This is a genomic window from Pseudomonas sp. PDM27 (genome assembly GCF_019219205.1).
Taxonomy (GTDB): domain Bacteria; phylum Pseudomonadota; class Gammaproteobacteria; order Pseudomonadales; family Pseudomonadaceae; genus Aquipseudomonas; species Aquipseudomonas laurylsulfatiphila.
On the sequence record NZ_JAHUWF010000009.1, the window covers coordinates 154,590 to 178,647 of the forward strand.

A 24,058-nucleotide genomic window follows, 5' to 3' on the forward strand; every position below is an offset into this window, starting at 1 on the left:
TCAGTCACGAAACTTATTTATTGAGGCCAGGAGGGTCAAATTCCACGCAAGAAAAAGGGGAGACCCGTCGGCCTCCCCTTGGAGAACTTCGTCCTGGCTCAACGCTTGTGGCGCCGGCTCACCTCACGCCGTCTTCTGGACAGTGTGTAGCTCGGGGGCCGGCACATCCCCGGTGGGGGTGGCGACCGCGGCGGGCCTGATTGGGCGAGCCGCACTGGACTGTTTGTCCGAGCAGTGATTCTGGTGATAAGAATAGGCCGCAAGCGCCGACAGAGGATTGCGAAGATTGCTCAATTAAACATCACTTGCGCAATTTTTAACCCCGGATACATAATCTGCCGCAATAGTTACGACAAAGGACTGATTGATGAGCAAGCTCGATCGTTACGACCTGAGTATTTTGGCGGAATTGCAGCGCGACGCACGCATCTCCAACCAGGAGTTGGCCGAGCGCATCGGTCTGTCGCCTTCGCCGTGCTCGCGGCGGGTCAAGCAACTGGAAGACGACGGCTACATTTCCCGTCAGGTCGCCCTGCTCGACCGCAAAATGCTCGGCCTGAGCCTGACGGCCTACGTGCTGATCGGTATGGACCGTCATACGCCGGAACGTTTCGAGAACTTCGAAGCAGCCATCCGCACCTTGCCCCAAGTGCTCGAATGCAGCCTGGTGACCGGGATGGATGCCGACTATCAACTCAAGGTCGTGGTGCCGGACATGGATCACTACCAGAAACTGCTGCTCGGGCATCTGACCCGGATTGAAGGCGTGACCAGCGTGCGTTCGAGTTTTGTGCTGAACCAGGTGCTCAACAGCACCGAACTGCCGCTGACTCATCTGCGCAGCTAAATACGCCATCGCTGGCAAGCCAGCTCCCACAGGTTTTGTGTTGACCTCAATTTTGTGAGCGACTCAAAACCTGTGGGAGCGTGGCTTGCCCGCGAAGAGGCCTGCACAGGCGACGAATGACTGCGACACACCGACGCAGGTCAATACTGCACGCAGCCAGCGAGGCGTATACTCCCCGCGCCCTTTTAGCCTCGCCCGCGCTGGAGATGTTCGATGGATCCTGCAGTCTTTGAAGAGTGGATGATGACCGGCCTGGTCACGATCCTGATCATTTTCATGGGTTTCATCGTCTGGGATCTGGCGAAGAAGTCCAAGGCCGGGCGCTTTGGCTCGTTCATCCTGTTCTTCGTCCTGGGCCTGGGCGTGGCCGCGTTCATCATCAAGAGCGTGGTGATCGGCCTGATCGAATCCGGCGCCTTATAAGCGCGCCGGTACTTCTTTCCACTGGCCCTGATCGAGCCCTTCGATCGTCCAGTCACCGATTCTGACCCGCACCAGACGCAAGGTCGGCAAACCGACCGCAGCGGTCATGCGCCGCACCTGCCGGTTGCGCCCTTCGCGAATCACCAACTCCAGCCAACTGGTCGGCACGCTTTTGCGAAAGCGCACCGGCGGATTGCGCGGCCATAGCTCGGGCTCGTCCAGTTGCCGCGCCTCGGCGGGCAAGGTCATGCCATCGTTCAATTCAACGCCGTCACGCAGACGCTGCAACTGCTCGGCGCTCGGCTCGCCCTCGACCTGCACCCAATAGGTCTTGGCCAGTTTGTGCTTCGGGTCGGCGATCCGTGCCTGAAGCTGACCGTCGTTGGTCAGCAGCAACAAGCCTTCGCTGTCACGGTCCAGCCGTCCCGCCGGATAGATTCCCGGTACATCGATGTAGTCCTTGAGCGTCGCGCGCCCTTCGCCGTCGCTGAATTGCGTCAGCACATCGAAGGGTTTGTTGAACAGGATCAGCTTCGGCTCGGCCGGTGGTGCCTTGGCGACACGGCGCGGGGCTGCAGGCGACGGTTTCGTGCCAGGGCGGCGGGAAACGGGACGTTGAGGAGGACGAGACATGAGAAAGGAAACATCTAACGGTCAGGGCTGCCAATGCTAGTGCCCCAACCGTCAAATGACCATGACAACCGTTAGCGGAACGGTGGCTCGTCGAAGCTGCGCAGTTTGCGCGAGTGCAGTGAGTTGAGCTCGGTGCGCAACAGATCCACCGCCTCGATACCGATTTTCAAGTGCTGGCTGACCGCGCGCTCATAGAAGGCGTTGGCCGAGCCCGGCAACTTGATTTCGCTGTGCAGCGGTTTGTCCGAGACGCAGAGCAGCGTGCCGTACGGCACCCGCAAACGATAACCCTGGGCAGCGATGGTGCCACTTTCCATGTCCACCGCCACAGCGCGGGACAGGTTGATCAGCGGCCGTTCCTGCGCCCAGCGCAGCTCCCAGTTACGGTCGTCGTAGGTCAGCACGGTGCCGGTGCGCAGGCGCTTTTTCAGCTCGTCACCCTTCTCGCCGGTGATGTTGGCCGCCGCCTGCTGAAGCGCAAGCTGCACTTCGGCCAGGGCCGGAATCGGAATGTTCGGCGGCACGACCCGGTCGAGAATGCCGTCGCGGCGCATGTAGGCGTGGGCCAGCACGTAGTCGCCAATCGTCTGCGACTGACGCAGGCCGCCGCAGTGGCCGATCATCAGCCAGCAATGCGGACGCAGAACGGCGAGATGGTCGGTGATGTTCTTGGCGTTGGACGGGCCGACACCGATGTTGACCAGGGTCACGCCGTGGCCGTCACTGGCGATCAGGTGATAGGCCGGCATCTGGTAACGGTGCCAGACCACGCCGGCGGCAATCGCCGACGCTTCGCCGTGATCCATGCTCTTTTCGATGATCACGTTACCCGGCAGCACCATGCGCACGAAGCGCGGGTCCTGGCGCAATTGTTCCAGGCCGTGGACGATGAACTGGTCGACATAGCGGTGGTAGTTGGTCAGCAGAATCCACGGCTGCACATGGCGCCAGTCGCTGCCGGTGTAATGCACCAGTCGGCGCAGGGAGAAATCCACCCGTGCGGCATCGAACAGCGCCAGGGGCAGCGGATCGGTGTTTTCCCAGTCGTACAAACCGTCGGCAATGCCGTCGGTCGCGGCCGACAGGTCGGTACTCGGGAACACCCGCGCCAGCACGGCGGCGGTGACGCCGGAACCTCCCAGCTCATCGCCCTGCTCGACCACATACGGATACGGGATGTTCTGCTGGCTGACACCGACTTCCACCGTGACGGTGAAGTCGTGCATCAACGGAACCAGTTGTTCCAGCAGGTACTTACGGAAAGCCGACGGATGGGTGACGGTGACGCTGTAGGTGCCCGGCAGCTGGACCTTGGCATAGGCACGCGTGGTCTGCGGGACTTCGCCCTGACAGTGGTAGGTCAGGCGCAGCTCGGGATAACGGAACAACGCCCGCTGCTCGGCATCAGGCTCGACGCGATCCTTGAGGTAACGCTTGAGCGCCTGACTCAGCGCGGTGGTTGCACGATTGTGCAAGAGTGCGAGCCGATCCACGGCTTGCTCGGCGGTTTGAACGACAATAAAAGCTTCGGTCACGATCAGCATCCTGTGTTCTGACTTGCAGACCTTCATCTTGCCTGCATCGTCGCTTCACGGGAACAGTGATTGCTACACAAACCCCGGGGCGCACCGCAGATCAAATGTGGGAGCGGGCTTGCTCGCGAAAGCGGCCAGTCAGTCACATCAAGGTTGAATGTGAAACCGTATTCGCGAGCAAGCCCGCTCCCACATTGGCCCAGTGGTGACCTCGCACCTGGGATCAGAAACCTTGCGGGGTCGATCGGGCAACAATCGCTTCCACGTCCAGGCCGCGTGGCAACGCGCCGTACACTCGGCCGCCACCGTCCAGGCGACTGGCGATGAAGGCATCACTGACCACCGAATTCCCGGCTTCCAGCAGCAACTTGGCCTGCAATCCCAAGGCGATGTCTTCAGTCAGTTGCCGGGCGCGGTACTGGATGTCGCTGGTGTCCTTGAAGGCTGCCTGCAATTGCTGGATGTGCGCGGCAAGGCGCTTGTCGCCATGGCCATCGCCCAACTCGCTGAACAGTGCATCGAGCACGCCCGGTTCTTTCGACAGGGCACGCAACACGTCCAGGCACTGCACGTTGCCGGAACCTTCCCACGTCGAATTCACCGGCGCCTCGCGGTAAAGCCGCGGCAGAATGCTGTCTTCGACATAACCCGTGCCGCCCATGCATTCGGCGGCTTCATTGATCATCGCCGGCGCGCGCTTGCAGATCCAGTACTTGCCCACCGCCGTTACCAACCGGGCGAACCGGGCTTCCTGCGAGTCGTCCAGATGATCCAGCGCCTGGCCCATACGCAGGCTCAAGGCCAGGGCGGCTTCGCTTTCCAGCGCCAGATCCGCCAGCACGTTCTGCATCAACGGCTGTTCGCTGAGCAGCTTGCCGCCGACCGAACGGTGGGCGCAGTGATGGCTGGCCTGGGTCAGCGCCTGACGCATCAGCGAACTGGAACCGACCATGCAATCGAAGCGGGTCATGGCGACCATCTCGATGATCGTCGGAACGCCACGCCCCTCTTCACCGACCATCCACGCCAGTGCGCCGCGGAACTCCACTTCGCTGGAAGCGTTGGAACAATTGCCGAGCTTGTTCTTCAGGCGCTGGATGTAGAACTGATTGCGTGTGTCGTCCGGGCGATGGCGCGGCAGCAGGAAACAGGTCAGGCCCTTGTCGGTCTGCGCCAGTGTCAGGAAGGCGTCGCACATCGGCGCCGAGCAAAACCATTTGTGCCCCACCAACTCATAGGCCTGGCCCGGACCGCTGGCTCCAACCGGATACGCCTTGGTGGTATTGGCCCGCACATCGGTGCCACCCTGTTTCTCGGTCATGGCCATGCCAATGGTGACCCCGGCCTTGTGGGCCATGCCGACGTTGCGCGGGTCGTATTCGGTGGCGAGGATTTTCGGCAACCACTTTTGCGCCAGGTCCGGTTGCAGACGCATGGCCGGAACGCTGGCGAAGGTCATGGTCAGCGGGCAGCCGCTGCCGGCTTCGGCCTGGCTGTGCAGATACGACATGCTGGCGCGGGCCACATGAGCGCCGTCCTGCGGGTGCGCCCAGGGCAACGACGTCAGGCCGTGTTCGACTGCCGTGCGCATCAGTTGGTGATAGGCCGGATGAAACTCCACCAGATCGATGCGATGACCAAAACGGTCATGACTATTGAATACCGGCTTGTTCTGATTGGCGAGGAACCCGGCTTCCATCAACGGGCCACCGGCCAGTGCGCCGTAAGCGTCGATCCGCGATTCGGCCCAACCGGCCCCGAACCGCCGCGACCATTCCTGCAACGGCAAGTCGATGCGGTACAGGTTGGCGCCGTCCAGTGACGGTGGCTGGTTGGTGACTTCGTGGGTTTCGGCAAACTGATGCAGGTTCATGACTGGGCTCCTTTGGTCGGCCAAGGGACTTCAGTTAAGCACCGCCCCTCAGCCGAACAAAGTGTCATATCCGCCTAACTGTCGGCGCTTTCGCCCTGTTGCGAGCAGAGCACCCGACGGTAGAGCGCGGCCTGCAAGTCTTCGAATTTCACCGGTTTGCTCAGGTAATCAATCAATGCGCCGGTCGGGCAGCGTTCACGGTCACCCCCCAGGGCGATCATGAACAACGGCAGCTCGCCATAGCCCGGCAACGCACGGATCCGGCAGCACAGCGACTCACCGTCCTGACGCGGCAACTGGCAATCGACCAGCACCGCGTCAAACACTTCGCGTTGCAGAAGATCGAGCGCGACATCGGCTCCGTCGGCCGTACGCACGCGGAAACCCAGCTTGAGCAACATGCCGCGCATCACCAACTGGCTGATGCTGTTGTCATCCACCAACAACACGGCACAATCCTGAGGCAGGCGCAGGCGCGGAAAATCCCGGGTCATCAACGGCGTCACCGGACGTTCGGCCACCGGCAGCCCGACTTCCACATCCAGCTGAAACCGGCTGCCGCGTCCTGGCTCGGAGCGATGCGTCAGGCGTCCACCGAGCAATTCGACCAACTGTCGGCAAATCGCCAGGCCAACACCCAGACCACCGTATTCACGGGTCATCGAGCCATCGACCTGGAAGAACCGTTGATACATCGTGGCCTCTCCCAGATCGGTGAAGCCAATGCCCGTGTCGATCACCGCAAAGCTCAACGCCAATCGGTCGGGCTCAATGGCCTTGCCGGTCACCCGCAAGGCCAGGCCGCCGATCCGGGTGAACTTGATGGCGTTGTCCAGCAGGCACTCCAGGCATTGCGCGATCTTGGTGTTGTCGCCGTGCACGCGATCCGGCACGCCGGATGCGATGTCGACCTTGAAGTCCAGCGACTTGCTCGAAGCGTTGCCCTCGAACTGCGTGCGCAGTGCCTCGACCATGCCGCGCAAGCTGAAGGTGTCGGCCGAGGCCTGGAGTTTGCCGGCCTGCAGTTCGGTGAGGGTCAGGATGCCGTTGACCATGCGCATCATGTCCCGCGCCGACCCCGAAGCCGTCTGCTGATACTGCTCAAGCTCCGGGTCCATTTCGACCGTCTGCATCAGCTCCAGGGAACCGATCACACCGTTCATGGGCGTGCGCAATTCGTGGGTCAGAGTGGCCAGGAATTCGTCCTTGAGCTTGTTACTGCGAGCCAGTTGCTGGTTGAGGATTTCAAGCTTCTGGCCGGCGTCGAATAGCGTTTGCGCCTGCTGCTCGCGCATGTCGTTGATGCGGTCGGCCAGGGCCAGGGACAACAACGCCACTTCGATGGCCGAGCCGATCTGGCTGGAATACATGGTCAGGAACACATTCGGCAGGTATCCCAGCACCATCAACGTATTGACGATGCCACCGAGCAAAAACGCCGACCAGGCAATGATGAAATACCGCGCAACGCGCAGACCCCGCAGCCAGGCAAAGATCCCGGCGGCAAAAATCACCACCGTGAACGTCAGCGCCAGGGCCGTGGCCAGGCGCAACGCCAGGGCGTAGCTGGTCATCAAAGACAGGCCGACCACCAGCGCACCGAAGGCAACCAGCGCCAGCAACAAGCGGTCGAGCCAGCGACTGTGGGTAGCCATTTGCAGGAAGCTGCGGGCGAACTGACTGCCGAACAGGCCCGCGCAGCCGATGAAAAACGGCGTCGCGGCGTTGGCCCACCAAGGGTTGTCCGGCCAGAAATACTGCACCGCCGCGCCATTGACCGACAGCTGATACAAGCCGAACGAGGCGATATAGAAGATGTAGTAGAGGTAACTGGTGTCGCGCACACTGAGGTAAATGAACAGGTTGTAGACCAGCATCCCCAGCAACACGCCGTAGATCAGCCCCAGTACGTAGAGGCGCACGGGCTGCTCTTCGAGGTAGGCGGTGCTCGACCACAAGGTTACCGGTGCCTGGATCGAGCCTTCGCTTTGCAAGCGCAGGAATAGGGTTTCGGCCTGCTCAGGTTTGAACGTCAGGTCGAACAGATAGTTGTTCTGACGAATCTCGCGACTGGCGAAGGGCAAGGCATCGCCGGTCTGCCTGACCAACTGATAGTTGCCGGCCGCATCGGGCAAATAGAGATCGAGATGATCGAGGGGTGGATAGGCCAGTTCCAGCAGCCAGGTCCGTTGCGCCGCCGGATCGGTCGGGCGGTAATGCAGGTCGATTTTCAGCCAGAACACCGAGCGCGAGTACCCGGCGTTGAGCGTGTCTTTGTTGTGCGCCTTGAAGTTGCCGGCCGCCGCTTGCGCGCGGATATCCGCGATGGTTGCCTGACCACCCGCGTCCTCATAGACCTGCAGGGTTCGGCCCAAGGGGAGGCTCTGAGTGAACTCATCGAACTCGACGGCGTTTGCCAGGAGGGGCAAACACAACAGCAACATCAGCAAATAGCGCATTGAAGCCCCAGCGTGGCCTGTCCGGTTCTGTCAGGAAGCCCCCCATTCCTTTTGAGCAGACGTAAAACCGGTATCACCTGTTATTGGTTTGGATCCACTCTAGCATAGCCGTTGATGGCCATTAAACACCATTGAAATTTTTCATGAAAAGGCTCTAGGACGGGCGTTCCGGCGAAGATTATTGAGATAGAGCTGTTTGTTTTTTTGCAAAAGATCAAAAGATCGCAGCCTTCGGCAGCTCCTACAGGTTTGCGTCGATCCGCCGTTCTTGCAGGGGCTGCCGAAGGCTGCGATCTTTTGCCTTTTTCTACGCCTCACACCGACGTGCACGCACACCCGAAAAACGTTGTTTGGTGGTAAGCTCGCGCACCATGAATATCTACAGCTCTCGCCCCGTTGTCCTCTGTCTCTCCGGCCACGACCCAAGTGGTGGCGCCGGCTTGCAGGCAGATATCGAAGCCCTGCTCGCCCAGGGTTGCCATGCGGCTCCGGCCGTCACCGCCCTGACCGTGCAAGACACCGTCAATGTCACTGACTTCCGCGTCCTCGACCGTGAGTGGGTACTGGCCCAGGCCAATGCCGTGCTCAACGATTCCGAAGTCGCGGCGGTAAAACTGGGCATGCTCGGTTCCCTGGAAATGGTCGACACTGTAGTCGAACTGCTTTCGGCGCACCCGCACTTGCCAGTGGTCTGCGACCCGGTGCTGCGCGCCGGCGGCGGCGGACGCCTGGGCAAGGACGAAGTCGGCTACGCCATGCGCGAACGCCTGCTGCCCTTGTCGATCATTGCCACCCCCAACCTTCCCGAAGCCCGGATCCTTGCCGAACTGCCCGAAGGCACCGCGGACGAGTGCGCTGAAAAACTCTTGCCGTTCGTCAAACACCTGCTGATCACCGGCGGCCATGGCGACGAAACCGAAATCCACAATCGCCTGTACAGTCGCGACGGCCTGCGCGAAACCTTTACCTGCCAGCGCCTGCCTGGCAGTTATCACGGTTCCGGCTGCACCCTGGCCAGCGCGCTGGCCGGTCGTCTGGCCCAGGGTGAAAACCTCGCCAGCGCCGTGCAGAGCGCGCTTAACTACACATGGCGCACCCTGCGTGACGCCGAGCAGCTGGGCAAAGGCCAGTTTGTGCCGCGCCGCCTGCCGCTGGATTTCTGTTCGTAACTTCCATTTGTAATGCGGTGAGGCTTGTCCGATGAAACTACGTGGCCTGTACGCCATTACCGACAGCCATTTGCTGGACGGTAAGTTGCTCAAGTACGTGGAGGCGGCGCTGGAAGGCGGCGTCACCTTGCTGCAGTACCGCGACAAAAGCAGCGATGAGGCCCGCCGCCTGCGTGAGGCCGAAGCCTTGCGCGAGCTGTGCGAACGCTACAAGACCCAGCTGATCATCAACGACGATGCAGAACTGGCCGCGCGCCTCAATGTGGGCGTGCACCTGGGCCAGACCGATGGCCCACTGTCACCGACCCGCGCCCTGCTCGGTTCCAAAGCCATCATCGGCTCGACTTGCCACGCGCAACTCGAACTGGCCGAACAAGCGACAAAAGAAGGCGCCAGTTACGTCGCCTTCGGTCGTTTCTTCAATTCCAACACCAAGCCCGGCGCACCGACCTGCAGCCTCGAACTGCTCGATCAGGCCCGCCAGCAACTGCACTTGCCGATCTGCGCGATCGGCGGCATCACCCTGGACAACGCCGCCCCGCTGGTGGCCCATGGGGTCGATCTGCTGGCCGTGGTGCATGGCCTGTTCGGCGCCGAGAGCACGGCTGAAGTCACCCGCCGTGCCCGCGCCTTTAACGAATTACTTAAAATCTGAGAGCCCGATCATGTCTCGTTCCGAAACGCTGTTTGCCAATGCCCAGAAACACATTCCCGGTGGCGTGAACTCGCCGGTTCGCGCGTTCAAGAGCGTCGGCGGCACGCCGTTGTTCTTCAAGCACGCCGAAGGCGCCTACGTCACCGACGAGGACAACAAGCGCTATGTGGATTACGTCGGCTCCTGGGGCCCGATGATCCTCGGCCACAGCCACCCGGATGTGCTGGACGCAGTGCGCAAGCAGCTGGAGCACGGCCTGTCCTACGGCGCGCCGACCGAGATGGAAACGCAGATGGCCGACCTGGTCTGCTCCCTCGTGCCGTCGATGGAAATGGTGCGCATGGTCAGCTCCGGCACCGAAGCGACCATGAGCGCCATTCGCCTGGCCCGTGGCTACACCGGCCGCGACAGCATCATCAAGTTCGAAGGCTGCTACCACGGTCACTCCGACAGCCTGCTGGTCAAGGCCGGCTCGGGCGCACTGACCCAGGGCGTACCGAGCTCGGCCGGCGTACCGGCGGCATTCGCCAAACACACCCTGACCCTGCCGTTCAACGACATCGACGCCGTTGAAACCATGCTCGCCGAAGTCGGCCTGGATGTGGCCTGCATCATCGTCGAGCCAGTGGCCGGGAACATGAACTGCGTGCCGCCGGCACCGGGTTTCCTCGAAGGCCTGCGGACCCTGTGTGACAAGCACGGCGTGGTGCTGATTTTCGACGAAGTGATGACCGGTTTCCGCGTCGCCCTCGGCGGTGCCCAGGCGTACTACGGCGTGACGCCGGACCTGACCACCTTCGGCAAGATCATCGGTGGCGGCATGCCGGTCGGCTGCTTCGGCGGCAAGCGTGAAATCATGCAGCGCATCGCCCCGCTGGGTCCGGTCTACCAGGCCGGCACGCTGTCCGGCAACCCGCTGGCGATGGCCGCCGGCCTGACCACCCTGCGCCTGATCAGCCGTCCGGGCTTCCACGCCGAGCTGACCGACTACACCACTCGCCTGCTCGACGGTCTGCAACAGCGCGCCGATGCGGCGGGCATTCCGTTCGTGACCACACAAGCCGGCGGCATGTTCGGCCTGTACTTCAGTGGTGCTGACGACATCGTCACTTTTGATGACGTGATGGCCAGTGACGCCGCCCTGTTCGGCCGCTTCTTCCACCTGATGCTCGAAGGTGGCGTGTACCTGGCACCGAGTGCCTTCGAAGCCGGTTTCACTTCGATCGCCCACGGCGAAGCCGAACTGAAACTGACCCTGGACGCCGCCGAGCGTGCCTTCGCTGCATTGAAATAACGCTGTAGCGCTGACGTTGGCCATTGCCAGCGTCAGCTTTCACCTACACGCCCGCCTGCATTCCTACACTTTCAGCAAAAATCCTCCGCAAAACGGGAGATATATTTCCCGCGCAGCAGAAAAACGAGTAAAGACTTTGTAAGGTTGGCCCTGCTTATTTCATAATGCGCGCTTATTGGATCCCTCGATGGGTCCGCGCGCCCTTCAGAGGTAAGTCGATTCCCATGAACCGCACCGGCCGCACCCTTGCACTGGGCTGCCTGTTGCTTCTTCAGCCCCTGCTCGCGCACGCACAAGCAGGCGGCAACTCGTTGTTGATCCCAGCGATGGGTCGCTGCACCCTCAATACCCAGCCGCAAGACCTGGAACAGGCGATCGCCGCCTGCCAGAAAGCGTCGGATGAAGGGGATGCGCAAGCGCAATACGAGTTGGGTGAGTTCTACTACGAAGGCAAAAACGCACCGCGCGACCTCAATCAAGCCCTGAGCTATTTCGAAAAGGCCTCGCTGCAAGGCCACGCCCAGGCGCAATTCAAGCTCGGTACCATGTTCTTCCACGGCGAAGGTGTACCGGCCAATAACGTTCAGGCGTATATCCTGCTGAAGATGGCGGCGGTCAACGGCGCCGAAGATGCACTGGACACCGCTGACGAAGTCACCGAAAAAATGCCCCGCGAAGAACTGGAAGTTGCCACCCAGGTGCTCGGGCAAATTTTCCGTAAGTATCTGATGGAGCTGCAGAGCGCCGATGGGCGTACGCCTTTCGCGCCGCTTCCCTGATTTTTGCGTGATCTGTCTGGCCCCATCGCGAGCAAGCTCGCTCCCACAGTTAACCGAGTTTTCTCATGGAAATACGGTCAAATGTGGGAGCGAGCTTGCTCGCGATAGGGCGACTCGATCTTGAGCCTTACTTCTCAGGCATCGGCATCGGAAACGGCATGACATTGCCGACCGCGCCGCGGGCTTCGCTGATTTTCGGGGTCCCCAGACGCTCGACTTCGTCGATACGCACGATCGAATGCATCGGCACAAAACTGCGCACCACGCCTTCGAACTGAGCCTTGAGCTTTTCTTCGCTCGGATCGACGACCACTTGCGTGCGCTCGCCAAAGACGAACTCTTCCACTTCCAGAAAGCCCCACAGATCACTTTGATAGATCTGCTTGGCGTACATTTCGAACACCTGGCCCTGGTTGAGGAAAATCACCTTGTAGATTGGAGCTTCACGTTTGGTCATGGTGGGCGGGTAACACATCGGGGTAAAAATGAGGGCGCAAACTATAGCACAGCCGTCGGACGCGCAATGGTAGGAACCACGGGACATGTTCCCTATAATGCGCGGTTCTTTGAATCACGTGATGACTCTTTCCATGGCCAAGAAGCTTTACATCGAAACCCACGGTTGCCAGATGAACGAGTACGACAGCTCGCGCATGGTCGATCTGCTGGGCGAACATCAGGCCCTGGAAGTCACCGCGCGCGCTGAAGACGCCGACGTCATCCTGCTCAACACCTGCTCGATCCGCGAACGTGCGCAGGACCGCGTCTACTCCCAACTCGGGCGCTGGCGCGAACTGAAGCTGGCCAACCCGGACATGGTGATCGCCGTCGGCGGTTGCGTGGCCAGCCAGGAAGGTGCGGCCATCCGCGATCGCGCGCCGTACGTCGACGTGGTGTTCGGCCCGCAAACCCTGCACCGCCTGCCGGAAATGATCGACGCCGCGCGCATCACCAGGCTGCCGCAAGTCGACGTCTCGTTCCCGGAAATCGAAAAGTTCGACCATTTACCCGAGCCGCGCATCGACGGCCCGAGCGCTTACGTGTCGGTGATGGAAGGCTGCAGCAAGTACTGCACGTTCTGCGTGGTGCCCTACACCCGCGGTGAAGAAGTCAGCCGGCCGTTCGACGACGTGATTGCCGAGATCATTCACCTGGCCGAAAACGGCGTGCGCGAAGTGACACTGCTGGGGCAAAACGTCAACGGTTATCGCGGCCTCACCCATGACGGGCGCCTGGCGGATCTGGCCGAGCTGATCCGCGTGGTTGCCGCCGTCGATGGCATCGACCGCATCCGCTACACCACGTCGCATCCGCTGGAGTTCTCCGACAGCCTGATCCAGGCCCACGCCGATGTGCCGGAACTGGTCAAGCACCTGCACTTGCCAGTGCAGTCGGGCTCGGACCGCATCCTCGCGGCGATGAAGCGCAACCACACCGCACTGGAATACAAATCCAAACTGCGCAAGCTGCGCGCCGCCGTGCCGGGCATCTGCATCAGCTCGGACTTCATCGTCGGCTTCCCGGGCGAGACCGAGAAAGACTTCGAACAGACCATGAAGCTGATTGCCGACGTCGGTTTCGACTTTTCCTACTCGTTCGTCTATAGCCAACGCCCGGGCACTCCGGCCGCCGACCTGGCCGATGACACGCCGGAAGAACTGAAAAAAGAGCGCCTGAATGCCCTGCAACATCGCCTGAACCAGCAAGGTTTCGAGATCAGCCGACAAATGGTCGGTTCGATCCAGCGGATCCTGGTGACCGATTACTCGAAAAAAGACCCGGGCGAGCTGCAAGGCCGGACCGAGAATAACCGTATCGTCAACTTCCGCTGCGACAATCCGACCCTGATCGGCCAGTTCGCGGACGTGCACATCGATGCCGCGCAGCCGCATTCGCTGCGGGGTTCGCTGATCCAATAACACCGAATATCCCTGTGGGAGCGGGCTTGCTCGCGAAGGCGGTCTGTCAGCACCATTAATGTCGACTGACACTCCGTCTTCGCGAGCAAGCCCGCTCCCACAGGTACAGCGCCAGAGGCGGGAATCGGGTTGCCTCATTTAAGAGCTTTCGCACCCAGCCCTCTGGCGTTATCCTTGATTTCATCTCAATTGCCCCAGGGCGGCTAAATACGACCTTGAACGCACCCATAGAACCACATCGTTTCATCCTCGAGCCTTTTGAAGCTCGCCGCTTCGCCAATCTGTGCGGGCAATTCGACGAGCATTTGCGCTTGATCGAACAACGCCTGACCATCGAGATCCGCAATCGCGGCAATCAGTTCGAGCTGATCGGCGAGCCCAAACACACCACCTCCGCGGAAAACCTCCTGCGCCGCCTGTACCGGGAAACCAAGGGTACCGAGCTGTCGCCGGACATGGTGCACCTGTTCCTGCAGGAATCTGCCGTGGAACAGCTGGACAACCACTCCCCCGCCGAACCGTCCGTGGCGCTGCGCACCAAGAAAGGCATGATTCGCCCCCGCGGCTTGAATCAGCTGCGCTACGTGAAAGAAATCCTCGGCAACGACATCAACTTCGGCATTGGTCCGGCCGGTACCGGCAAGACCTACCTCGCCGTCGCCTGCGCGGTGGATGCACTGGAGCGCGAGCAGATTCGCCGCATCCTGCTGGTGCGTCCGGCGGTCGAAGCGGGTGAAAAGCTCGGCTTCCTGCCCGGCGACCTGTCGCAGAAAATCGACCCGTACCTGCGCCCGCTCTACGACGCGCTCTACGAAATGCTCGGCTTCGAATACGTCGCCAAGCTGATCGAGCGCCAGGTGATCGAAGTCGCGCCGCTGGCCTACATGCGCGGCCGTACGCTGAACAACAGCTTCATCATTCTCGACGAAAGCCAGAACACCACGGTCGAGCAAATGAAGATGTTCCTGACCCGGATCGGCTTCGGTTCCACGGCCGTCATCACCGGGGACATCACCCAGGTCGACCTGCCACGCGGCACCAAGTCCGGCCTGCACCATGTGATTGAAGTGCTCAAGGAAGTGCCGGGGATCAGCTTCACCCATTTCCAGCCCAAGGACGTCGTGCGCCATCCGCTGGTACAGCGCATCGTTGAAGCCTACGAGCGCTTCGAAACCCGTGCGGCCGATGAAGCAACCGCCAAGGATAGCCGCCGCGATGCTTGAGCTTGACCTGCAAATCGCTACCCAAGCCCCTGCCCCCAGCGAAGCCGAGTTCCGCCAGTGGTGCGAACTGGCTTTGCGCCAGCGCAGCGCCGACTCGGAGATGACCATTCGCCTGGTCGACGAAGCCGAAGGACGCGAGCTGAACCACACCTGGCGGCAAAAGGATTACGCAACTAACGTCTTGTCATTCCCGGCCGATGTGCCGGATGAGTTCCTCGACATCCCGCTGCTGGGCGATCTGGTGATCTGCGTCGCCGTGGTCGAGCGTGAAGCCGCCGAACAAGGTAAGCAACTCAAGGCCCATTGGGCACACCTGGTGATTCACGGCTGCTTGCATCTGCTCGGTTACGACCATATTGATGACGACGAAGCCGAAGAGATGGAAGCACTGGAACGAACGTTGCTTGCAGAACTGGGCTTTCCCGATCCGTATGCGGACGACGAAACCGATTTATCCCCCACAGAAACAACAAAGGATTCAGAGTAATCGCTATGAGCGAAGATCGATCGAGCAACGGGCAGAAGTCATGGCTGGGTAAGCTCACCCAGGCTTTTGCCCACGAGCCGAAAAACCGCCAGGAGCTGCTGGAGCTGCTGCGCGATGCACACCAGAACAAACTGTTGGACAGCGAAGCGCTGGCCATCGTCGAAGGCGCCATCCAGGTGGCTGACTTGCAGGTGCGGGACATCATGGTCCCGCGCTCGCAAATGGTCAGCATCAAGGCGAACCAGACACCCCGCGAGTTCCTGCCTGCCGTGGTCGACTCGGCCCACTCCCGCTACCCGGTCATCGGCGAAAGCCACGATGACGTGATGGGCGTGTTGCTGGCCAAGGACTTGCTGCCGTTGATCCTCAAGGAGAACGGCGACAGCTTCAACATCAAGGATCTGCTGCGTCCAGCCACCTTCGTGCCGGAATCCAAGCGCCTTAACGTGCTGCTGCGCGAGTTTCGCGCCAACCACAACCACATGGCCATCGTCATCGACGAGTACGGTGGCGTGGCAGGCCTGGTCACCATCGAAGACGTGCTGGAACAAATCGTCGGCGACATCGAAGACGAACACGATGTCGAAGAAGACAGCTACATCAAGCCGCTGCCGAGCGGTGATTTCCTGATCAAGGCCCTGACACCGATCGAGAACTTCAACGAGTTTTTCGACAGCGAGTTCTCCGACGATGAATTCGACACCGTTGGCGGTCTGGTGATGAGTGCGTTCGGGCATCTGCCAAAACGTAACGAAATCACTGAAATCGGCCCATACCGCTTCCGCATCCTGAACGCCGACAGCCGTCGGATTCACTTGCTTCGCCTGACGCCCATTGCTCGCTAAGGATTGAAATGCGCTGGACAACCCGCCCCGGCTGGCCCGGTAACCTGCTGGCCGTGGCGGCCGGTGCAATCACCACCCTGGCCCTGGCGCCGTTCGATATCTGGCCACTGGCACTGCTCGCCGTCGGTCTGTTCTATGCCGGCCTGCGCGAACTGAGCCCACGTCAAGCCTTGGGTCGCGGCTGGTGTTTCGGTTTCGGCCTGTTCGGTGCCGGCACCAGCTGGATCTACTACAGCATTCACCACTTCGGCGGCGCTTCGGTAATGCTGGCCGGTTTCCTGATGCTGCTTTTCACGGCGGCGATTGCCTGGTTCTTTGCCCTGCCCGCCTGGATTTGGGCGCGCTGGCTGCGCCGCAATGAGGCGCCACTGGCCGACGCCCTGGCCTTCGCTGCGCTGTGGGTCGCCCAGGAAGCCTTCCGCGGCTGGTTCCTGACCGGTTTCCCGTGGCTGTATTCCGGTTACAGCCAGCTCGACGGCCCGCTGGCCGGGCTCGCGCCCCTCGGTGGGATGTGGCTGATTTCCTTTATCCTGGCGCTGACAGCGGCGCTGATCTACAACGGCTTGCGCCTGGTTCGCACGGGACGCAAAGGCTTCATCGCTGCCGGTGTATTGCTGCTGGTCGGCCCATGGCTGGTCGGCATGGCGCTCAAGCACCACGCCTGGACCAGCCCTTCGGGCCCGCCACTGAGCGTCGCCGCCATTCAGGGCAACATCGAACAAAGCATGAAGTGGGATCCGGCGCAGCTCAACGCGCAGTTGGCGCTGTACCGCGACATGAGCTTCAGCTCCAAACGCGTCGATTTGCTCATCTGGCCGGAAACGGCGATCCCGGTGCTCAAGGAGTCCGCCGAGGGCTACCTGAACATGATGGGCAACTTCGCGGCCGAACGTAAATCGGCGTTGATCACCGGTGTCCCGGTCCGCATGGAGGTACGCCACGAGAAGCGTTTCTTCAATGGCATCACCGTGACCGGTGAAGGCGACGGCACTTACCTGAAGCAAAAACTGGTGCCCTTTGGTGAATATGTTCCCTTGCAGGACATCCTGCGCGGGCTGATCGCCTTCTTCGACCTGCCAATGTCGGACTTCGCTCGCGGCCCGGCTGACCAGCCGCTGCTGCAGGCCAAGGGTTATCAGATCGCGCCGTTCATCTGCTATGAGGTGGTTTATCCGGAGTTCGCCGCCAGCCTTGCCGCCCGCAGCGACCTGTTGCTGACCATCAGCAACGACACCTGGTTCGGCACCTCCATTGGCCCGCTGCAACACCTGCAGATGGCACAGATGCGCGCGCTGGAAGCCGGCCGCTGGATGATCCGTGCCACCAACAACGGCGTGTCCGGCCTGATCAACCCGTTCGGTCAGATCACCGATCAGATCCCGCAGTTCGAACGCGGCATTCTGTATGGCGAAGTGGTGCCGATGCACAACCTGACGCCGTACCTGGAATGGCGTTCATGGCCATTGCTCATAGTCTGCGTGTTGTTGTTTGGCTGGGCACTGATTGCGAGCCGGATGGCTAAAACCGTTTAAAAGCTTCGCGAGCAAGCCCGCTCCCACATTTGATCGGCGTCTTACACAAATACTGTGACCGACTTAGATCCAGTGTGGGAGCGGGCTTGCTCGCGAAGGCGGCATCACAGGCACCGCATCAATCAGTGCCGACATCACCTCGATAGAACAACGAATAACCGACCTGCCCCACCGCCTCGTTCATCAACTGCCCGTTCTGCCAGATTGCCTTGAACTCCGGCATCCAGCCACCCAGAGGTCGCGCGTTATCGCCGCCCAGAAACCCTACCGGCGCCGGCACCACCTCGAAACCGGCCTTGCGGAAACTCCAGGCCGCCCGTGGCATATGCCAGGCCTGAGTCACGAGCACCACACGCTTGATGCCCTGGGGAAGCAACACCTCGGCGCTGAACTGCGCATTTTCCCAGGTCGTGCGGCTGCGCCCTTCCTGCCAGCGCACGCTCAAGCCGAAATCGTCACGCAAGGCGTCAGCCATCATCTGCGCCTCGCTGGGCGGCGTGCCGTAATGCAGGCCGCCGCTGGTCAGTACCGGCAACCCGGAAGCCTTGGCCAGTCGCGCGGCAAAGCGCTGGCGCTCCAGACCGACGCCCGTGGGCTGGTCGGCGCCCCAGGCCACATCACCGCGCTCGCGCCCCGAGCCAAGGACCACGATCGCGTCCGCACGCTGCCCCAGGACTGCCCATTCATCGCGGGCCAGCGGTGGCTCCCGCTCGAGCAGGCCGGCACCCCACTGCACAACCACCGGCAGGCTCATCAGCCAGAAACCACCCAGTCCCAGAGCAAAGCACACACCGGCAAGCCTCGGCCTTGAGCGGCGCAACCACCAGGCAAGCAAAAGCAGCAGCAATAGAATGCCGGGCGGCAATAGAAGTTGTTTTACGAAATAACGGAACGGCATCGAGCATCTCCTGGAGATGCCCGAAGCCTAAGTGGGTTGGCGCGATGCGACAATCAATATGGAAGGACTATGCTTCAAAAACTCATGGAGCATGGCACCGTGTCCTATTTGAACTGCAAAGACCGGACCTTTACCGCGTCTCTGCCGGGAACCTTGTCCTTGAGCCAGATGATTTTGGCTGAACGTGGTGCGTCGAGTTGCTTTACCGCTTCTGACAAGCATCCGTGCGTTTCACGTTCACTGCGATCCAGATACGCCTTGACCAGTGCAAACTCTGCGGGGCTCAGGCCTCGCAGCTCCAGCTCCAGAGGGCGTTCGTCGCGCAACCGGCCAGCGGTCCTTGCCGCTTCCAGGGCCAAGGCCAAACGATCGATCAGCCTTTCGTATAGCTCCGGTTTTGTAGCTTTTTGCTGTGACTCAACCATCCCTCACCTCATTGGAAGATATGACCTACTCCCCAGTTAGAGCTTAGCTTCCATGAACAAACCGGCTGAACGCCGCGACCAACGGCCCTCGCAGCGGTTTTCGCAGGACGTGTGGCAACAATCAGGGTTTCCCTCGGTAGAGCGCGGTCATGTATGCTACGGCGCTTCCTGTAACTCCACTTCCAGCTCGGCTGGCCAGCGAAAACGCCAATGAGGCGGCTTCAACGTCCAGCGTTGCATTGAAGAGGATTAGGCCACCCCTATTCAGTTCAAAAGTAGCCATGCACGAACAATATCAGCCCCGTGAAATCGAAGCCGCCGCCCAGTCGTTCTGGGACGAGCAAAAGTCCTTTGAAGTCAGTGAACAGCCAGGCAAGGAGACTTACTACTGCCTGTCGATGTTCCCTTACCCCAGCGGCAAGCTACACATGGGGCACGTGCGCAACTACACCATCGGCGACGTGATCTCCCGCTACCAGCGCATGCAGGGCAAGAACGTTCTGCAACCGATGGGTTGGGACGCCTTCGGCATGCCGGCGGAAAACGCCGCGATGAAGAACAACGTGGCGCCCGCCAAGTGGACCTACGAAAACATCGCCTACATGAAAAGCCAGCTGCGCAGCCTGGGCCTGGCGGTGGACTGGTCGCGCGAAGTGACCACCTGCAAGCCCGATTACTACCGCTGGGAACAATGGCTGTTCACCCGCCTGTTCGAAAAAGGTGTGATCTACAAGAAAAGCGGCACCGTGAACTGGGACCCGGTCGACCAGACCGTCCTGGCCAACGAACAGGTGATCGACGGTCGCGGCTGGCGTTCCGGCGCGCTGATCGAGAAGCGCGAAATCCCGATGTACTACTTCAAGATCACTGCCTATGCGGATGAACTGCTGGAGAGCCTCGACGAACTGACTGGCTGGCCTGAACAGGTCAAGACCATGCAGCGCAACTGGATCGGCAAGTCCCGCGGCATGGAAGTGCAGTTCCCGTACAACGTCGACTCCATCGGCGAAACCGGTGCACTGAAAGTCTTCACCACCCGTCCGGACACTTTAATGGGAGCGACTTATGTCGCCGTGGCCGCCGAACACCACCTGGCCACCCTGGCTGCACAGAACAATCCCGAGCTGCAAGCCTTCATCGCTGAATGCAAGGGCGGCAGCGTGGCTGAAGCCGACGTCGCCACCCAGGAGAAAAAAGGCCTGCCGACCGGCCTGTTCGTCGAGCACCCGCTGACCGGCGAAAAGCTGCCGGTCTGGGTCGCCAACTATGTGCTGATGCATTACGGCGACGGCGCGGTGATGGCAGTTCCGGCCCACGACGAGCGCGATTTCGAATTCGCCCACAAATACAACCTGCCGGTCAAATCGGTCGTGCGCACCAGCTCCGGTGACAGCAACCCGGCGCCATGGCAAGACGCCTACGGCGAGCACGGCACGCTGATCAATTCCGGCGAGTTCGACGGCCTCGACTTCGCGGGCGCCTTCGACGCCATCGAAGTCGCGCTGATCAAGAAAGAACTGGGCGCCTCGCGTACCCAGTTCCGCCTGCGCGACTGGGGCATCAGCCGTCAGCGCTACTGGGGCTGCCCGATCCCGATCATCCACTGCACCACCTGCGGTGACGTGCCGGTACCGGAAGATCAACTGCCGGTCGTGCTGCCGGAAGACGTGGTGCCGGATGGCGCCGGTTCGCCACTGGCGCGCATGCCCGAGTTCTACGAGTGCAGCTGCCCTAAATGCGGCGCGCCGGCCAAGCGTGAAACCGACACCATGGACACCTTCGTCGAGTCCTCGTGGTACTACGCCCGCTACGCCTCGCCACACTTCGAAGGCGGCCTGGTGGAAAAATCGGCGGCCGACCACTGGCTGCCGGTTGACCAGTACATCGGCGGTATCGAACACGCGATTCTTCACCTGCTGTACGCGCGCTTCTTCCACAAGCTGATGCGCGACGAAGGCCTGGTGAGCTCCAACGAGCCGTTCAAGAACCTGCTGACCCAGGGCATGGTGATCGCCGAGACTTACTATCGCCGCGAAACCAATGGCGCCTACACCTGGTTCAACCCGGCGGACGTCGAGCTCGAGCGTGACAGCAAGGCCAAGGTCATCAGCGCCAAGTTGAAAGCTGACGGCCTGCCGGTGGAAATCGGCGGCACCGAGAAGATGGCCAAGTCGAAGAACAACGGCGTCGACCCACAGTCGATGATTGACCAGTTCGGTGCAGACACCTGCCGCCTGTTCATGATGTTCGCCTCGCCACCTGACATGAGCGCGGAATGGTCCGACTCCGGCGTAGAGGGCTCGCACCGATTCCTCAAGCGCGTCTGGCGTCTGGCTCAAGCACACGTCACTCAGGGCCTGCCGGGCAAACTGGACGTCGCCAGCCTGAATGACGAGCAGAAAGCCGTTCGTCGCTCGATCCACCTGGCCATCAAGCAGGCCAGCCAGGACGTCGGCCAGAACCACAAATTCAACACCGCCATCGCCCAGGTGATGACGCTGATGAACGTGCTGGAGAAAGCCGCACAAGGCACCGAACAGGATCGCGCGCTGGTTCAGGAAGGCCTGGAAACCGTGACCCTGCTGCTCGCCCCGATCACACCGCACATCAGCCACGAGCTGTGGCATCAACTGGGCCACGCTGATCCTGTGATCGACGCCGGTTGGCCGGTGCAGGACGACAGCGCACTGGTGCAGGACAGCCTGACGCTCGTCATCCAGGTCAACGGCAAGCTGCGTGGTCAGATCGAAATGCCGGCCAGTGCCAGCCGTGAAGAAGTCGAAGCCGCCGCCCGCGCCAACGAGAACGTCCTGCGCTTCGTCGACGGTCTGACCATTCGTAAAGTGATCGTAGTGCCCGGGAAACTGGTCAATATCGTCGCCAGCTAATTGGATCAGGCGCCAGGTGAGCCTGGCGCCGAGTAAAACCTTTCGGGCCGCTTGATCGGCCCACATGGTTTCAAGGGGAGCAACAAGATGATCAAACGCAATCTGCTGGTGATGGGCCTCGCGGTTCTGCTGAGCGCCTGCGGTTTCCAGCTGCGCGGCACCGGCACCAACCAACTGGCGATCAAGGAACTCGACCTGAGCGCCCGTAACGCTTATGGCGAAACCGTGACCCAGTTGCGTCGCGTACTGGAAGGTAGCGGCGTCAAAGTCTATACCGGCGCACCGTACAAACTGGTGCTGACCAATGAGCAGGAAAGCCAGCGCATCCTCAGCTACGCAGGCGCCAGCAGTACCGGCGAGTACCAGCTCACCACCGTGCTGAGCTACGACATCCGTGGTAGCGGTGATCTGCCATTGTTGAGCGACAAGCTTGAAGTGCAGAAAGTCTTTATGCACGACGGCAGCAATCTGGTGGGGTCCGACCAGGAAGCCGCAACAGCCCGTGCGGAAGGCCGCCGGGAAATGGTTCAACGCATGATGCTGCGTCTGGAGCAACTGACCCCGGGCCAACTGGATCAGTTGCAGCAGACTGCCGAAGCCAAGGCCAAGGCTGACGCCGCGGCACTGGAAGCGGCAAAAAAGGCTGAAGCGGAAACCCCGCGTCAGTCGCCTGTCGAACTGCCGCAGCAGTAAGACTTACGGGGCGCTCAGGCGCCCCGTTTGCCCTTTCCTATGAAGCTCGCCCCCGCCCAACTCGCCAAACACCTGCAAGGCGTCCTTGCGCCCGTCTACATCATCAGCGGCGATGACCCGCTGCTGTGCCAGGAAGCGGCCGACGCCATCCGCACGACTGCCCGTCAGCAGGGATTCGATGAACGCCAGGTGTTTGCCGCCGACGCCAATTTCGACTGGGGGACCTTGCTGCAAGCCGGTGCCAGCATGTCGTTGTTCGCCGAAAAGCGCCTGCTGGAGCTGCGCCTGCCTTCCGGCAAGCCCGGCGACAAAGGCGCCGCCGCGCTTATCGAGTACTGCTCGCGTCCGGCCGACGACACCGTGCTGCTGATCAGCTTGCCGAAACTCGATGGCAGCGCACAGAAAACCAAGTGGGGCAAAGCGCTGGTCGAAGGACAGCAGACCCAGTTCGTGCAGATCTGGCCAGTCGATGTCGCCCAGTTGCCCAGCTGGATCCGCCAACGCCTGTCCCAGGCCGGGCTGTCCGCCAGCCAGGACGCCGTTGAGCTGATCGCAGCACGGGTCGAGGGCAACCTGCTGGCCGCCGCCCAGGAAATCGAAAAGCTCAAACTGATGGCCGAAGGGGGACAGATTACCGTTGAAACCGTGCAGGCGGCAGTGGCCGACAGTGCGCGCTTCGACGTCTTTGGCCTGACCGATGCAGTGCTCAATGGTGAAGCAGCCCATGCATTACGCATGCTTGAAGGCTTGCGCGGCGAAGGCGTCGAGCCGCCGGTGATTCTCTGGGCCCTGGCCCGGGAGCTGCGCCTGCTGGCCAATATTTCCCTGCAATACAGCCAGGGGACGCCGCTGGACAAGGCCTTCAGCCAGGCCAAGCCCCCGGTCTGGGACAAACGTAAACCGTTGATGAGCAAAGCCCTGCAACGCTACTCGGCACAACGCTGGGCGCAACTGCTGCTGGAAGCGCAACGCATCGACGCGCAGATCAAGGGCCAGGCGGCGGGTTCGCCGTGGATGAGCTTGAGCCGGTTGACGTTGTTGATGGCCGGCCAGAGATTGTCGTTGCCCGCCGAGTAAATCAAAAGATCGCAGCCTGCGGCAGCTCCTACAAGTGAACGCAATCCCCTGCAGGAGCTGCCGCAGGCTGCGATCTTTTGATCTTTCTTCCCACAAACCCCACCGACCTCTGCCCTATAGACAGAACCCCGACTTCGGCAGATTATTTCCCCCGCAAAACCTACCTACCCGTGAGACCCGACCATGAGCAAAAAGCCATCAACGCATGGCCCCAACAAGGCCAAATCCATCATCGCCCAGCCATTGTTCCGCAGCCGCCAGGAACGTCCCGCCAAGGGCAAAGGCAGTTACCGCCGCGAAGCCTTCCAGTCTGACAACTGGGAGGCTTCTTACTTTCTGGCTGCGTAAAGCAGAACACCCCTTCAACATGTTAAGGTCTGTACCTGATTCGTACTCCCTGGACC

22 protein-coding genes are annotated in these 24,058 nt (G+C 61.1%); 15 read left to right on the forward strand and 7 right to left on the reverse strand.

The genetic code is table 11. The features are described 5' to 3' along the window. Window positions 1–367 precede the first annotated feature (367 nt). Both KW838_RS19285 and KW838_RS19290 read left to right on the forward strand, forming a co-directional pair. Window positions 368–847: an Lrp/AsnC family transcriptional regulator gene (locus tag KW838_RS19285; protein ID WP_007937367.1), complete on the forward strand. Its 480-nt coding sequence runs from the start codon at window positions 368–370 to the stop codon at window positions 845–847. A gap of 213 nt (window positions 848–1,060) precedes the next feature. Continuing rightward, window positions 1,061–1,270, forward strand: coding sequence for a DUF2788 domain-containing protein (locus KW838_RS19290; protein ID WP_007975837.1), 210 nt, complete (start codon window positions 1,061–1,063; stop codon window positions 1,268–1,270). Here the strand turns inward: KW838_RS19290 and KW838_RS19295 are convergent. The 4 genes from KW838_RS19295 to KW838_RS19310 all read right to left on the reverse strand — a co-directional run bounded on the left by KW838_RS19295 (window position 1,265) and on the right by KW838_RS19310 (window position 7,770). Beyond that, on the reverse strand, window positions 1,265–1,903 hold the full coding sequence (locus KW838_RS19295) for a pseudouridine synthase (protein ID WP_095965705.1): 639 nt from the start codon (window positions 1,901–1,903) through the stop codon (window positions 1,265–1,267). The genes KW838_RS19290 and KW838_RS19295 overlap by 6 nt on opposite strands. Before the next feature lie 71 nt (window positions 1,904–1,974). Beyond that, window positions 1,975–3,474: an AMP nucleosidase gene (gene amn / locus KW838_RS19300; protein WP_172435715.1), complete on the reverse strand. Its 1,500-nt coding sequence runs from the start codon at window positions 3,472–3,474 to the stop codon at window positions 1,975–1,977. Window positions 3,475–3,661: 187 nt separating this feature from the next. After that, on the reverse strand, window positions 3,662–5,311 hold the full coding sequence (locus KW838_RS19305; protein WP_218502605.1) for an acyl-CoA dehydrogenase family protein: 1,650 nt from the start codon (window positions 5,309–5,311) through the stop codon (window positions 3,662–3,664). A gap of 74 nt (window positions 5,312–5,385) precedes the next feature. Then, window positions 5,386–7,770 (reverse strand): hybrid sensor histidine kinase/response regulator, encoded by a 2,385-nt coding sequence (locus KW838_RS19310; RefSeq protein WP_218502607.1) that lies wholly within the window; start codon window positions 7,768–7,770, stop codon window positions 5,386–5,388. Window positions 7,771–8,141: 371 nt separating this feature from the next. On the opposite strand from KW838_RS19310, the gene KW838_RS19315 reads away from it, so the two are divergent. From KW838_RS19315 to KW838_RS19330, 4 genes are all read left to right on the forward strand, one after another. Then, window positions 8,142–8,939, forward strand: a complete 798-nt coding sequence (locus KW838_RS19315) for a hydroxymethylpyrimidine/phosphomethylpyrimidine kinase (protein WP_218502610.1) — start codon at window positions 8,142–8,144, stop codon at window positions 8,937–8,939. A 31-nt stretch (window positions 8,940–8,970) separates the two neighbouring features. Beyond that, on the forward strand, window positions 8,971–9,594 hold the full coding sequence (gene thiE / locus KW838_RS19320; protein WP_102700945.1) for a thiamine phosphate synthase: 624 nt from the start codon (window positions 8,971–8,973) through the stop codon (window positions 9,592–9,594). 10 nt (window positions 9,595–9,604) lie between these two features. Continuing rightward, window positions 9,605–10,888, forward strand: a complete 1,284-nt coding sequence (hemL, locus tag KW838_RS19325) for a glutamate-1-semialdehyde 2,1-aminomutase (protein WP_218502612.1) — start codon at window positions 9,605–9,607, stop codon at window positions 10,886–10,888. Between the two features lie 224 nt (window positions 10,889–11,112). Continuing rightward, on the forward strand, window positions 11,113–11,667 hold the full coding sequence (locus KW838_RS19330; RefSeq protein ID WP_007975852.1) for a tetratricopeptide repeat protein: 555 nt from the start codon (window positions 11,113–11,115) through the stop codon (window positions 11,665–11,667). A gap of 127 nt (window positions 11,668–11,794) precedes the next feature. Here the strand turns inward: KW838_RS19330 and KW838_RS19335 are convergent, their stop codons facing one another. Next, complete coding sequence (locus KW838_RS19335) at window positions 11,795–12,124, reverse strand: DUF1820 family protein (RefSeq protein ID WP_003185742.1); 330 nt, start codon at window positions 12,122–12,124, stop codon at window positions 11,795–11,797. Window positions 12,125–12,257: 133 nt separating this feature from the next. Here KW838_RS19335 and miaB point away from each other — a divergent pair, with 133 nt between their 5' ends. The 5 genes from miaB (at window position 12,258) to lnt (ending at window position 17,673) form a co-directional block, all read left to right on the forward strand. Next, window positions 12,258–13,586: a tRNA (N6-isopentenyl adenosine(37)-C2)-methylthiotransferase MiaB gene (miaB, locus tag KW838_RS19340; protein WP_102700944.1), complete on the forward strand. Its 1,329-nt coding sequence runs from the start codon at window positions 12,258–12,260 to the stop codon at window positions 13,584–13,586. Window positions 13,587–13,801: 215 nt separating this feature from the next. Then, a complete protein-coding gene (locus tag KW838_RS19345; RefSeq protein WP_102700943.1) occupies window positions 13,802–14,809 on the forward strand; it encodes a PhoH family protein in 1,008 nt (335 codons plus the stop codon). Next, window positions 14,802–15,296, forward strand: a complete 495-nt coding sequence (gene ybeY / locus KW838_RS19350) for an rRNA maturation RNase YbeY (protein WP_015096963.1) — start codon at window positions 14,802–14,804, stop codon at window positions 15,294–15,296. Before KW838_RS19345 ends, ybeY begins: the two co-directional genes overlap by 8 nt. A 5-nt stretch (window positions 15,297–15,301) precedes the next feature. Continuing rightward, window positions 15,302–16,141 (forward strand): HlyC/CorC family transporter, encoded by an 840-nt coding sequence (locus KW838_RS19355; protein WP_007975860.1) that lies wholly within the window; start codon window positions 15,302–15,304, stop codon window positions 16,139–16,141. Window positions 16,142–16,149: 8 nt separating this feature from the next. Then, window positions 16,150–17,673, forward strand: coding sequence for an apolipoprotein N-acyltransferase (gene lnt / locus KW838_RS19360; protein WP_218502615.1), 1,524 nt, complete (start codon window positions 16,150–16,152; stop codon window positions 17,671–17,673). A gap of 118 nt (window positions 17,674–17,791) precedes the next feature. Here the strand turns inward: lnt and KW838_RS19365 are convergent, their stop codons facing one another. Together KW838_RS19365 and KW838_RS19370 are read right to left on the reverse strand one after the other, a co-directional pair. Beyond that, window positions 17,792–18,571, reverse strand: a complete 780-nt coding sequence (locus KW838_RS19365) for a YdcF family protein (RefSeq protein WP_102700941.1) — start codon at window positions 18,569–18,571, stop codon at window positions 17,792–17,794. A gap of 104 nt (window positions 18,572–18,675) precedes the next feature. Further along, window positions 18,676–18,996, reverse strand: a complete 321-nt coding sequence (locus KW838_RS19370) for a hypothetical protein (RefSeq protein WP_015096967.1) — start codon at window positions 18,994–18,996, stop codon at window positions 18,676–18,678. Window positions 18,997–19,277: 281 nt separating this feature from the next. On the opposite strand from KW838_RS19370, the gene leuS reads away from it, so the two are divergent. The 4 genes from leuS to arfA all read left to right on the forward strand — a co-directional run bounded on the left by leuS (window position 19,278) and on the right by arfA (window position 24,002). Next, window positions 19,278–21,884, forward strand: coding sequence for a leucine--tRNA ligase (gene leuS, locus KW838_RS19375; RefSeq protein WP_218502632.1), 2,607 nt, complete (start codon window positions 19,278–19,280; stop codon window positions 21,882–21,884). 87 nt (window positions 21,885–21,971) lie between these two features. Next, a complete protein-coding gene (gene lptE / locus KW838_RS19380) occupies window positions 21,972–22,577 on the forward strand; it encodes an LPS assembly lipoprotein LptE (RefSeq protein ID WP_102700962.1) in 606 nt (201 codons plus the stop codon). A 39-nt stretch (window positions 22,578–22,616) separates the two neighbouring features. Further along, the gene (holA, locus tag KW838_RS19385) at window positions 22,617–23,654 is read left to right on the forward strand and encodes a DNA polymerase III subunit delta (RefSeq protein ID WP_218502871.1); all 1,038 of its coding nucleotides are present in this window, start codon (window positions 22,617–22,619) and stop codon (window positions 23,652–23,654) included. Window positions 23,655–23,837: 183 nt separating this feature from the next. Beyond that, complete coding sequence (gene arfA / locus KW838_RS19390; RefSeq protein WP_015096971.1) at window positions 23,838–24,002, forward strand: alternative ribosome rescue factor ArfA; 165 nt, start codon at window positions 23,838–23,840, stop codon at window positions 24,000–24,002. Window positions 24,003–24,058 lie beyond the last annotated feature (56 nt).